The following is a 12,544-nucleotide window of genomic DNA, read 5'->3' as shown; positions in this document are numbered from 1 at the left end:
GACGCCGCCGCTTCTACAGGCGGACAGCGCCGATCGTCTGTTGCAAAGCGTGCGTTTGGCCGGGCGCCAGCGAAACCGTATCTTCGCTGGCATTGGCCGCTTCCAGGCATACGAATCGATGCCAGCCGTCGGCCGGCGCATCGCCGATTGCGGCGATGCCGGACGCGCCCGGATTCCAGACCACCAGCGAACGGCTGCCCGAAGTGGTCAGGTCGATACGGCGGTGCAGCACCGGATCGATCAACGCGAAACGATTGCCGGTGCGGTGGTAGATGCGGTCGCTGCGGCCGGGATCGCGCGGATCCTGCAGGTTCCATTCCCCCGATTGCGCGTGTTCGTCGCCATCGTACTTGTCCGCATAGGTCAATCCGTCCAGCCCGCTCACCCGCACGCGTTCGGCATCGCCGACTTGGAAATAGGTATGCAACGCCTGGGTGAATACGACTGTTTCCGTGCCGGTGTTGCGCGTGGTCAACGATTGATGCAGTTCATGGCCGATGTGCAGCGTCTGCTTCAATCGCAGCGGAGTGTCCGCGCGTTCCGGCAGAGCCAGTTCTATCGTCGCCGCGCCTTCGGAATCGATGTTCGAGTCCGTCAGCGTCCACTGGGTGTTGCGCGCGAAGCCGTGCTGCGGCGCATCCGCCGATTGTCCCTGGCGGCCGAAGTACGGCCAGCACACCGGTACGCCACCGCGGATAGCGTCGGGCGCACGCTTGCTGACCGGCGAGAGCCACAACAGGTCGTCGAAGCCCCGCGGCGCATAGGACAGCAACTGGCCGCCATGCAGCGAGATCGCGGCGCTGGCCAGGGGCGTGTCGATCAGCAGCGCGGGCAGGCCCAGGAATTGGCCTGTTTCCATTTTCATGGCTCCTGTTCGGCGCGCGACCAGCTGGCGGGCGCGGGATGGGGCGTGCGAGCGTAACGCCAGCCTACCAGCCAAGCGCCGAACAGCAGTACCGCGGCCAGCAGCCACGGCGCGCCGGGCAATCGCGCAGGCGCGTTCTCGCTTATGAACAATCCGAAGGTGCTCGCGAACAGCATCGGACCGAACACTCCCGCCAGACTGACCAGGCTCATCAATGCGCCCTGGATGCGACCCTGGACGTCGGCGCCGACCTGGCGCGTGATCAACGCCTGGGTAGCGGGACCGGCCATTCCCCACAGCGCGCTGATCGGAATGCCGATCAGGAACACCCAGCCCACCGAGGCGAAACCGTAGATCACGAACCCGGCCACGCCGCAGGCGAGCCCGAACAACAACGCGCGGCGTTCGCCCATGCGCTTGACCAGCGGCCCGATCAGGCCGGCCTGCACGATCACGCTGCACACACCGACCATGGCCAGCACCCAGGCCACTTCGCGCGGGCCCCACTGGTAGCGATAGTCGGCGAACAACACGAACACGCTGGGATAGATGTAATGGGCCAGGTTCGCCAGCAACACCACCGCGGCCAAACCGAACACCTGCGGATAGCTTTTCAACAGCAGCATCGAACCGAACGGGTTGGCGTGCGACCAATCGAACCGCTTGGCGCGCTTTTCCTTCGGCAGCGATTCGGGCAGCACGAACCAGCCGTACAGGAAATTCAGCAACGCCAATCCCGCTGCGAACCAGAACGGCAACCGCAGGCTTATTTCGCCGAGCTGGCCGCCGATCAGCGGTCCGATGATGAAACCCAGACCGAAAGCGGCACCGATCATGCCGAACGCCTTGGCGCGCTGCTCCGGCGGAGTGATGTCGGCGATGTAGGCGTTGGCGGTGGTGAAGCTGGCCGAGGCGACACCCGAAATGATGCGGCCGATCATCAACCACGGCAGCGAATTGGCCAGCGCCATGAAGATGAAGTCCAGGCCCAGCCCCAGGCACGAGAGCAGGATCACCGGACGCCGGCCGAAGCGGTCCGACAATGCGCCCTGGATCGGCGAGCTGACGAACTGGATGGCCGCGAACACGGTGCCGAAGATGCCGACCCAATAGGCGGCGCTGGCGATGCTGCCACCTACGAAATCCTGCACCAGATGCGGCAGCACCGGAATGATCACGCCGAACGACAGCACGTCGATCAGTACGGTGACGAAGATGAATATGAGTGCGGCGTTGCGCTTGCCGGATGTGGGAACTGCGTTCACAGGATGGCCGGATGACAATGAAAGAGCGCAGTTTAGCTTTTCCCTTCTCCCCTTGTGGGAGAAGGTGCCCGTAGAGCTTGCCCCGTACTTGATACGGGGGCGGAAGAGGGGTGAGCGGAGTAGCAATCCATGGCCAATGTGGTCAACGCAACGTTCGATACCGAATGCGACAGCCACACTACTGGGGCAACTTTACTGGCTCCGCTCGCCCCTCTCCCGCCGCGCAGGCGCGTCGACCTCTCCCACGAGGGGAGAGGTGGGTCATTGGCCTCGCTTGATGCTCAACATTCTCAGTATTTCTGCCAGAACCAGGTCCGTACGCAGCAGCACATCGTCATTCCAGAACCGCAGAACCCGGAAACCTTCACTCTCCAGCCATTCCGTACGCAGGGCGTCCGAAAGCTGCGCTTCAAGGTGCTGCCCACCATCCACCTCGACGACAAGCCGCTGTTCAAAGCAGACGAAATCCACGATGCAGCGGCCGATGGGCTGCTGCCTTCTGAACTTGTATCCGGCGAGTCGCCCCGCCCGCAGGTTTCGCCACAGTTTTGCTTCGGCATCCGTAGCCGATCGATGCATGCGCTTTGCATGCAGCAACGAATTGGAGATTCTTGGCATGAGACCTCCTTGTCCCAAATCCCTTTCCGCTCAGGGAAAGATCACCCCACTCTAGCGCTTCCCGTTCCCCGCCTCGATGAAGCGCAGGAACTCCGCGCGCGTACGCGCATCCTCGCGGAAGCTGCCCAGCATCTTGGAAGTGATCATGCTGACGCCGCGCTTGTGGATGCCGCGGGTGGTCATGCATTCGTGCATGCCTTCCACCACCACGCCCACGCCCAGCGGCTGCAGCACGTCCTGGATGCAGCCGGCGATCTGCGCGGTCATCTTTTCCTGTACCTGGAAGCGGCGCGCGTAGGTTTCCACCACCCGCGCCAGTTTGCTGATGCCCACTACCTTGCCGTCGGGCAGGTAGCCCACGTGCGCCCTGCCGATGATCGGCGCCATGTGGTGCTCGCAGTGGCTTTCGAATTCGATGTCGCGCAGCACGATCATCTCGTCGTAGCCGGCCACTTCCTTGAAGGTGCGCTCCAGGAATTCGCGAGGATCCTCGCTGTAGCCGCTGTACCAGTCGCCATAGGCTTCGACCACGCGCTTGGGCGTGTCCAGCAGGCCTTCGCGGGTCGGGTCTTCGCCCGCCCAGGCCAGCAGCGTGCGTACGGCGGCTTCGGCCTGGTCTTTGGTGACGGCGGACTTTGCGGGTGTTTTCTTGTGGTTGCTCATGGGCGGAGAAATCCCGTGCGGGGGCGTGGATGGTAACGCATCAGGCCAGGCGCCCCGCCAGTCCGGTGACGCGCTGTGCCTTGCGCGCGAGCAGAGTGCGCAGGATGTCTTCGCGCGCGAACAGATGCACCCCATTGCGGGCGCGGGTCAGCGCGGTGTAAAGCAGCTCGCGGGTCAGCGTGCGTGCGTCCTGCTGCGGCAGCACGATCCAGGCCTGGTCGAATTCCGAACCCTGCGCCTTGTGCACCGTCAGCGCGAAGGCGCTGGCGTGCGCGGGCAAAGCGGCCGGATGGAAGGCGCGCACGTCCCGGCCGCCATCTGGAAAGAAAACCGCCATGTTGCCGTCCGGCTGGCGCAGGCAGATGCCGACATCGCCGTTGAACAGGCCGTGCCGGTAGCTGTTCTCGGTGACCAGCAGCAGGCGGCCGTGGAAGTAGGTTTCGCGCTGCGCCCCTGCCAGCGCCTCCTCGATCTGCGCGTTGAGCGTGGACGCGCCTTGCGGGCCTTCGCGCAAAGCCGTCAGCAGGCGCAGGCGGTCGGCGGCCGCCAGCGCAGCGACGGGTTCGGTTTCGGCCGCCATCGCACGCCAATGGGCGAGAAGCGCGTTGCGGGCATCGGAAACCAGCGGACTGCCCGCCTCTTCGTGGAAACGCACGCCGCGCAGCCGGCCATCGCGCAGATAACCCCGCGCGGCATCGGCATCGCCTTCGCGCACGGCATGGGCCAGGGGAGACAGATCCAGTTCGGCGGACTGGCGATACCCCCGCATGAGTTGGACGCGATGGCCGAACAGCGGTGAATGCTCTACCGCAGATGCGGCGCTAGGAACGACCGTAGGAGCGACGTGAGTCGCGATGGAAGAGCCCATGTCCTTCGAATCGAACATATCGCCCTGTTCGGGATTGTCGTGAGCCGTCCAACTCGTTTCGCGACTCACATCGCTCCTACGCGCGTTGGACGACAGCAACGGCGCCAGGGAGGAAGCCAGCGCCTCGGGAAGCGTGTCTCCATCGCCCGCCGCATCGCCGATGGCGGCCAGTACGTCGCCTGCTTCCACGGAAGGCAACTGGTCGCGGTCCCCGAGCAGGATCAGCCGCGCGCCGTCGGCCACGGCATCCACCAGCTTGCTCATCAGCGGCATGTCCACCATCGAGGCTTCATCGACCACGATCACGTCGAACGGCAACGGCTGGCCGGCATGATGCTGGAAACGCGGACTGCCCGGCCGGCTGCCGAGCAGGCGATGCAGGGTGCTGGCCTGCCGGGGCAGCGCAACCAGCCACTTCGGCTGCAATAGCGGCGAGGCTTCAAGGTTCGCGACAGCGGCATGCAGGCTCTCCGACATGCGGTCAGCGGCGCGGCCGGTCGGCGCGGCCAGCGCGATACGCAGCGCGGCGCCATCGGCATCGGCCTGCGCGATCAGCAGAAGCAACAGGCGCGCGATGGTGGTGGTCTTGCCGGTGCCCGGGCCGCCTGTAATCAACAACAGCGACTGCACCAGGGCCAGTGCCGCCGCGCGCGCCTGGCGATCGCCCTCTTGCGCGGCCGGGAACAACGCGTCGAACAGCGGCCGTATCGCCGCAAGGTCGGCACCGGCAAGCGATTGCGCCGCCAGGCGCTTGAGGCCAGAAGCCAGGCCGCGTTCGTATTCGCGATAACGGCGCAGGTACAGCAATCCGTTTTCCAGCACCAAGGGAAATGAGGCCGGTGCGGCGATGTCCGCTTCGGGTTCGCTCACCCAGGGCGATGCACGCCAGGCCGCGATCCATTCGTCCGCTTCGGGCAAACCCGGCACGCTTCCCAGCAGCAGTTGCAGCCGTGCCGGATCGCAGGCCGTGTGTCCGGTGCCGACGGCCAGCGAAGCCAATGCCGCCCCGGCGAGCACAAGCTCATCCGACGCAGGATCCAACCGACGCAAGGTATCGGCCAATGCGACATCCACCGCGCGCAGGCTGTCTTGCGAACGCTGCAGGTAGGCGATCAGGTTCATGCCGCCTGCTCCATCGGCGACACCAGCAACGCATCCACCGCTTCGACCAGCTCGCGCGCGAAGCGCGGCACGAACATACCCTGCGCCGGATCGGCGGCATCCAGGCCGCGGCAGAACACATAGCGCACGCCGCCGAAATCGCGGTCGTAGTCGTAGGACGGCCCCACCCGCAACCGCATCCAGCGGTGCACCGCCAGGGTGTAGAGCAAGGCCTGCAGGTCGTACTCGCTCGACGCCATGGTGTGGGAAAGCGCGGCTGCGTCGTAGGCCGGCAGATCGTTGGACTTGTAGTCCATCACGTAGACGCGTCCGCCATGACGATAGGTCAGGTCGATCTTGCCGTTCATCAGGCCGCTGAGCTGGGTCCATACGCCGAAGTCGTTGCGGTCCAGGGCCACGCCGTGGCGGTGCAGCAGCTCAAGGAAGGCATGGCTGGTGGCGCCGCGCAAAGCCAAATGGAATTCCAGTTCGACCAGGCGCGCTTCCGCCGGCAGATCGCACAGGCGCACGCCTTCGGGCAACGCGGCGTTGAGCGTGCGGGCGACCAGCGGCGCCAGTTCGCGGATGCCGGCTTCGTGCATGCGTTGCGGATAGCCTTGGCTGTTGAGCGCATCGATAAGGAAACGTTCCTGCGAAACCGGCGGCCATTCGCCGCCGTGATCGCGCCATGCGGCGAAGTCGACATGCTCCAGGGCATGATGCAGCACGTTGCCGAAGCGCGAGCCGAAGAACTGGCGCGGGCGCGAAGGCCCAAGGGAAGCCAGCGGCGCTTCGTCGTCTGCGGGCAGCGTTTCGATCATCGCGCTGGCGCCGTGCGACTGCTGTTTGTGCAGCTGGCTGAAGCTGTGGATCCACCAGTCGCGATGCAGCCGGCGTTGCGCGATGCGTGGCTGGGGCACGCGTTCGGAGGACAGCGGCGACAGCCGCGCAGGCTTGCCCACGGGTGGAAAGCCTTCGCTGAAAGCCGCTTTGTCGCCTAGCCTCGCTCTCAGTTCCGGGGTAGGCGCAGCGGCGCCCATCAGCCGATTCAACGACGCATTGCCATGCTGGGACAGCGGACCGCAGCACACCCACAACGCCTCGCTGGCGCGGGTCAGGCCGACGTACAGCAGGCGCATATCCTCGGCCGCTTCTTCTTTCAGATGCAGCCGCCTTGCGTCGGCCCAGGCAGGCGCGCCGTCGAAGAGCTGGGCGGTTTCCCATTGGCGCACGCGCCGCCCGCCTTCATCGGTGTACATGGCCAGCCCGTTGATTCTTTCCTGCCGGCCGATACCCGCGAAGGGCAGGTACACCAGCGGAAACTCCAGGCCTTTGCTCTTGTGCAGGGTGAGGATCTGCACGCGGCCGGCATCGGATTCCAGACGCGGCTGCTGCGCTTCGTTCTCGCCATCGGCGTGCACGATATCGTGACGCAGCGCATCCAGCTGGCCTTGTGTACCCAGATTGCGCCCCGATGCGGACTGCATCAATTCGCCCAGCTGCAGGTAGTTGGTCAGGCGCCGCTCGCCGCCAGCCTGTCGCAGCAGGCGCTCGGCGTTGGCGGCCAGCACTTCGGCCAGCATCGCCTGCGGGCCGTGCCGCTCCCAGCGCGTGCGCCAGGCCACCAGGTCCTGCTGCCATTGCCGCAAGGCCTGCCCCGTAGTACCCGACGCGGAGACGTCGCTGGCGACGAGCTCTTCGCCGCACCGATCGCGCGCCTCCATGTCCAGCGCGACGATGCGTTGCGCGTCCCATCCCAGCAACGGCGTCGCCAGCATGGCGCGCAGACGGCGTTCGTCGCCGGGCGAACGCAGCGCCAGCAGCAAGGTCAGCAAGTCCTGCGCTTCCTCGCTCTGGTACAGGCTTTCCTTGCCCGAAGCGACCGCCGGCACGCCGCGCACCGACAACGCGTGCCGGATCTCGGCGGCCTGGCGATGGTCGCGCACCAGCACGGCGAAATCGCGCGGTTGCAGTGGCCTAATCGTTTGCGTGCGCCGATCCTTTATCGACAACGGCGATCCATGGGAGGGCTGCAGCCGTTGCAGAATGTCGCCGGCGCAGAGTTCGGCGGCCATGCGCACCGAGACGGGCTTGGTGTAGTCCTTGCCGCTTTCCGCGGCGGGGATCGCATGGAAATGGATCGCGGGGGCGGGCAGGCCGTCCATCAGGAAATCGGCATCGCCGGCCTTGCCGCCCGCTTCGGTGGGCAGGAAAGCGATGCCCTCGCCCAATGCGCCTTCCGGCATCGACTGGAACAGGGTGTTGAGCGCATCGATCACGCAGGGCCGCGAACGGAAGTTCCGGTCCAGCGCGCTTTCGCGCTGTGCGGTGTCCGCCGCTTTCACGTAGGTGTTCACGTCGCCGCCACGGAAGCGGTAGATCGCCTGCTTGGGATCGCCGACCAGGATCAGGCTTCCCTCGCCGAACAGCCGCGAGAAGATTTCCCACTGGCGTGCGTCGGTGTCCTGGAATTCGTCGACCAGCACGCAGGGGAACTGTTTGCGCAATGCGCCGGCCAGCGTTCCCGGGTCGTTGGCCACCGCCTCGTGCAATTCTCCGATCAGGTCGTCGTAGTCGCGTACGTTGAAAGCCTGCTTGCGAGCGCGCTCGCGCCGCACCGCCTCGTCCCGAAGCGAATGCAGCTGCTGCAAGTCGTGCGCCTCGCGCCAAAGCTCGACGGCAGCCACCGCATCGACCAGCGGCTGGAAGCCATCGAACAAGGGCGATTGCGGAGTGCGTCCGGCCTTGGCCTTGAGCGTGCCTTTCTCGAGTGCGGCGGGGATGAACTTGTGCAACTTGGGATGCAGCTCGAGCGGGGGCGACGGCGAGCGCGTAACGGATTGCAGCCAGCGCCGCAGCGAAGAAGCATGCTCGGCCTTGTACTGGCTGGCATTGAGCACGGAGTCGGCGATGGCTTCGTCGATTTTCCCGCAGGCCGATTCTCCGTGCAGGGTGAACAGGTGGCAGACCTGTGCCCATGCTTGCATGAGTTGCGGCCGCGGGTCGGCCAACGCCTGCGGGGCGGGCGGAAGCAGCGGCTCGGGCGCGAGTAGATAGCGCAGGCGCCGGGCCAGATCTTCCAGGCGTCCGAACCGGCGGCGCAGGAAAGCCGCGCCTTCCTGGTCCCGCGAGAAGGCGCGCCACAGATCCGCCGCCAGTTTTTCGCGATGCGCGGCGCTGCCGGTTTCCAGTTCCGAAGCGATCAGCGGTTGCCGCGTGTCCAGCGCATGCTCGCGCAGCACGCGCTGGCAGAAGCCGTGGATGGTGGCGATGGCCGCCAGGTCCATTTCGCGCAGCGCGCGCGCAAGCCGCTGGCGCAGCGCGGGCAACGATTCGCGCGGTTCGGCCGTGAGCGACCGATGGAGCAAGCGGCGGAGCATCGCCGTCTCCGCAGCGTCGCCTTCCTGGGTTTCGCCGTCGCCCTCGCGCCAGGCATGGGCGAGATCGAGCGCCTGCTGCAGACGCAGGCGCACGCGTTCGTGCAGTTCCTGGGTGGCGGCGACGGTATAGGTCACCGCCAGGATCTGCGGCACCCGCAACCGCTCGGCGATCACCGCGCGCGCGAACAGGCCGGCCAGCGCGTAGGTCTTGCCGGTACCGGCGCTGGCTTCGATCAGGTTGCGCTGGTGCAGGTCGATGTCGAAGACCGCGTCGCTCATGACAGCCTCGCTCCTGTCAGAGCTTTCGCGTCGAAGGCTTCGCCGCGCTCGACCGCGCTGAAGATCAGATGCGACAGCAGTTCGAACGCATCGAGGGAATCCGCATCGCCATCCAGGAAAGGATCGCGTCCACGCAGGGCCAGGAGGGTCGCGGCCTGCGCTTCGCCCGGCCCGCCGAAGTCGTCGTCGCCACCGCCCCACACTTTCTGCGCTTCGGCCAACGCCTTGCCGGGATCGACCTGCGCGGTCAGCCACCAGGCATAACCGCTCTTGGGAAGGAAGCACAAAGGCCGCCCCATGCCGTAACCACGCAATGCCTGCAGCGAAGACAATGCCCGGCGCGCGTCATCCGGCGGCAAGGGAGCCCGCACCAATATCTGCGGCGTCGCGCCTTTCTTTTCTGCGGACAGTTCGTACAGCGGCAGTCCGTGCACGGAAGCGACCAGCCAGTCGAGCCCATGCCTCAACGCGTGGCCGCCATGCCGCCCATTGGGATTGAGCACGGCGCGGAACACACCTTGCAAACGCACGCCTTGCGAATGCACGCCTTGCGGATAGATGCGATCCAGCGCGCCCATCAGCATGCCTTGCGGTAGCGGCAACTCGAACGGCATCGACTCGCTGGGGCCTGCGAAGCCGGCCTGCACCGCAGCTTCGGCGAACGGCGCCACTTCCTCGATCACCCCTTGCAGCACCGCCATCCCATCGGCGCCCGGCGCAAGCAGGCCACGCGCGAGCAGTTGCGATTGCAGCGATTGCAGATCCGGCGCCTGGCCCGATTCGCACCAGGTGTCGAAAACGCGCTGGCGCAAACCGTACCGCGCCAGCGCGTCTGGCGTGCCGAACGGCTCGTGTTCTTCCAGCGCCGCTTCTTCTTCCGGCAGGCGCAGACCCACGCCTTGCTGCAAATAGAACTCGTGCGGCCGCATCAGCGCACCGCGCAGCTGCGCGAGCGAGACGATGGTTTCCGGTTCTTGCTGGCGAAGCGGGCGCGCGGGCGCGAAGACTTCGCGCTCGTCGCTGCCGATGGCCGCATCCGCCGCCGGATGCCAGCGCGCGTCGTAGCTGAAACGGCGCGCATCGCCCTGCCTTTCCTCCGGCAACGCCGCACCGAACGCCGCAGGCGAGAACGGCTGCAATGCATGCCGCACGATCAATCGCTCGCGTACCGGTTCCCCATCGGCTTGCCCGGCTTCGCCCTGGTGATAACGCGCCGCAACGTCGAGAAGCTCGGAAACCAGCATCGAAGGTTCGCGCTTGCTGCCGTCGCGCGCGTCCATGCCTATCCAGCTGAGGTAGAAAACACGGCTGGCGGACGAGAACAGCTGCAGGAACAGATAACGGTCCGCATCCCGCCGTGAAGGATCGCCGACGCGGCGCTGCGCGCTGTCCAGCGCCTGGTTGATGCGGTTGACCGGATCGCGCCCGTCGCGTGCGGGGAACGCCGCTTCCTCCATGCCCAACAGGCAGATCACGCGGAACGGGATCAAGCGCATCGGCACCATCTTGCCGAAGCACACCCCGCCGGACAGGAACGGCGCGCGCGCATCGCTGCTGGCCAGTTCGGCCTGGAAGTGATCCAGGGCGACGCTGTGCGCCACCGGTTGCTCGAACGCGGCCAGGTGCGCGCTATCGGCGAAGTCGGCCACCGCCTGGTGCAGGCGCTCCAGCACCGCGCGCTCGGAAGGATCGCGCGGCTCGGCGGCGAATAGCGCGGCGATCATCTCCGCCAGCAGTTCGGACCATTCGCCCGGTGCATGCGGCCCCTGCAGGCGCGTGCCGAAGCTGCGCAATGCGGCCAGCAGCCGCACCAGCGCATCCAGCGATTGCGTGGACTGCCCTTCCAGTTCCGGCCACGGCGCGACGCCGGCGATCATGTCGTCCGCGCCGCTGGCCATGCCCAGCAGCAAGCGATCCAGTGCGAATTCGAAGGTGTAGGCGCTTTCCCCACTGGCGTTGTGGCGTTCGCGGTCGGCGCCATCCAGGCCCCAGCGCGCGCCGCTGGCCTGCAGCCAGTCCTGCAGGCGCGCGCGGTCGGCGTCGTCCACGTCGAAGCGTTCGGCCAGCGCCGGCACCGCCAGCAGGTCGATCACGTCGGTCAGCGTCAGCGGCTGCATCGGCAGTCTGAGCAGGCGCAGGAAGGCTTCGGCGATCGCCGCGCTGGCCAGCGGACTGGTATCGGCGATGGTGTAGGGAATTTCGCGCGGGGTTCCCAGCGCGCCGCCGAACACGGCTTCCACATGCGGCGCGTAGGCGTCCACGTCCGGCATCAGCACGGCGATATCGCGCGGGTCGATGCGCTCGCGGCCGGGCGAGGCTTTTTCTTCCAGCAGGGCGCGCAGCTGATCGTGCATCACCTGCACTTCGCGCAGGCGGGTATGGCAGGCGTGGAATTGCAGGCTGACGTCGGCGGTATCGACGCGCTGGCGGGGCCAGGACTCGCCGGCGGCGGCATCGGCGAGCGGCGCCCTGTTTTCCAACACATCCTGCTGCAGGCGGCCGAGCAGCGTGTAGGCAAGCGGCTGGGTGAAGGCGGGCGTTTCGAAACGGGCGCGCACGGTTTCTCCGCCGCCCAGGGCGGCGATGAAATCGCGGCCGGCCTGGCCCCACGCGGCCAGCAGAGGATTCTCGCCGCCGAAGCGGTCGTCCTGGTCGGGACGGTAGTCGGCTGCCCATCGGTTCAAGTCGCCCCAATAGGCGCGCGACGGCGTATGCAGGAAGAAATGCTGAAGGCCCGCGCGCGCCTGGCTGGCGACGACCTGCAGCACGTCGGGCGAGATGTTCTGGCAGGCGAACACGAACAGCCTTGCCGGCAATCCGGCGGGCGCTTGGCCACCCTGGCCGCCGAACCGTTGCAGATACTCGCCGATGCGGCGCGCACGGTGTGCGCGCCCACTGCCGATTTTTTTCCACAGTTGCGCCTGCGCATCATCGCGCGGCGCACGGCGTTCCCAACCCAGCAGATCCTCGCGGCGCCACGCCTGGTATTTCTCGAAAGTATCGGCCAGCGAAACGGCCAGCGACCAGCTGCGTCTGGGGTCCACGCCAGAAAGGAAGCCTGCGAATTCCCGGGGCGGGTTCGTTTCCAGCTCGCGCAGCAGATGCCAGCGCAGGACTTCGGGCATCAGCCGGTCGGCGGGCGGCGCGGCGCCCAGGTTGGCCTCCAGCGCATGCTCGACGAACTCGCCCGGGGTCACGAAACGCACGTTGGTGCAGATGCCCAGCCGCTCGGCCAGCGACTGCTGCAGCCAGCGGCGCATGGAGAACTGCGGCACCAGCACCCATTCCTCGCGCCACCAGTCGCCATCGCCGGGCGCGCGCAACAGCTCGCCCAGCACGCCGGCCAGCACGTCCAGATCGTTGGAAGGGTAAAGGCGGAAATCGGCCTGCGGGCGTTCGGGCATGCCGTCATCTTGCCGTAGAGCGGTCGCATCTGCCGCGACCATGCCTGCGCGCCGGGTGCGGCGGCGCCCGGCCTGCCATTGCCTGCACGGCAAAAAATGCA

General features: G+C 66.7%; 7 protein-coding genes. All 7 read right to left on the bottom strand.

Annotated elements, in window-relative coordinates; genetic code table 11:
* Positions 1–13: 13 nt before the first annotated feature.
* A complete protein-coding gene (locus tag CSC73_RS07220) occupies positions 14–859 on the bottom strand; it encodes a D-hexose-6-phosphate mutarotase (RefSeq protein WP_246197412.1) in 846 nt (281 codons plus the stop codon).
* 2 nt (positions 860–861) lie between these two features.
* Positions 862–2,130 (bottom strand): TCR/Tet family MFS transporter, encoded by a 1,269-nt coding sequence (locus tag CSC73_RS07215; RefSeq protein WP_163839768.1) that lies wholly within the window; start codon positions 2,128–2,130, stop codon positions 862–864.
* Positions 2,131–2,391: 261 nt separating this feature from the next.
* Entirely contained in the window at positions 2,392–2,748 is a 357-nt protein-coding gene (locus CSC73_RS07210; protein ID WP_163839767.1) for an endonuclease domain-containing protein, read from the bottom strand.
* A 51-nt stretch (positions 2,749–2,799) separates the two neighbouring features.
* Positions 2,800–3,411, bottom strand: a complete 612-nt coding sequence (gene folE / locus CSC73_RS07205) for a GTP cyclohydrolase I FolE (RefSeq protein WP_163839766.1) — start codon at positions 3,409–3,411, stop codon at positions 2,800–2,802.
* A 40-nt stretch (positions 3,412–3,451) separates the two neighbouring features.
* Positions 3,452–5,401 (bottom strand): exodeoxyribonuclease V subunit alpha, encoded by a 1,950-nt coding sequence (gene recD / locus CSC73_RS07200; protein ID WP_163839765.1) that lies wholly within the window; start codon positions 5,399–5,401, stop codon positions 3,452–3,454.
* Complete coding sequence (gene recB, locus CSC73_RS07195) at positions 5,398–9,039, bottom strand: exodeoxyribonuclease V subunit beta (protein WP_163839764.1); 3,642 nt, start codon at positions 9,037–9,039, stop codon at positions 5,398–5,400. The genes recD and recB overlap by 4 nt, the downstream gene beginning before the upstream one ends.
* The gene (gene recC / locus CSC73_RS07190; RefSeq protein WP_163839763.1) at positions 9,036–12,443 is read right to left on the bottom strand and encodes an exodeoxyribonuclease V subunit gamma; all 3,408 of its coding nucleotides are present in this window, start codon (positions 12,441–12,443) and stop codon (positions 9,036–9,038) included. The genes recB and recC overlap by 4 nt, the downstream gene beginning before the upstream one ends.
* Positions 12,444–12,544 lie beyond the last annotated feature (101 nt).

It is taken from the genome of Pseudoxanthomonas sacheonensis (assembly GCF_010093305.1).
GTDB lineage: Bacteria > Pseudomonadota > Gammaproteobacteria > Xanthomonadales > Xanthomonadaceae > Pseudoxanthomonas_A > Pseudoxanthomonas_A sacheonensis.
This window is presented reverse-complemented; position numbering and strand designations above follow the sequence as displayed.

What these genes read in the sequence shown, in the direction of transcription:
- recB (WP_163839764.1), bottom strand. Translation starts at nt 9,039, where the DNA reads ATGAGCGACGCGGTCTTCGACATCGACCTGCACCAGCGCAACCTGATC.
- recD (WP_163839765.1), bottom strand. Translation starts at nt 5,401, where the DNA reads ATGAACCTGATCGCCTACCTGCAGCGTTCGCAAGACAGCCTGCGCGCG.
- CSC73_RS07210 (WP_163839767.1), bottom strand. Translation starts at nt 2,748, where the DNA reads ATGCCAAGAATCTCCAATTCGTTGCTGCATGCAAAGCGCATGCATCGA.
- folE (WP_163839766.1), bottom strand. Translation starts at nt 3,411, where the DNA reads ATGAGCAACCACAAGAAAACACCCGCAAAGTCCGCCGTCACCAAAGAC.
- recC (WP_163839763.1), bottom strand. Translation starts at nt 12,443, where the DNA reads ATGCCCGAACGCCCGCAGGCCGATTTCCGCCTTTACCCTTCCAACGAT.
- CSC73_RS07220 (WP_246197412.1), bottom strand. Translation starts at nt 859, where the DNA reads ATGGAAACAGGCCAATTCCTGGGCCTGCCCGCGCTGCTGATCGACACG.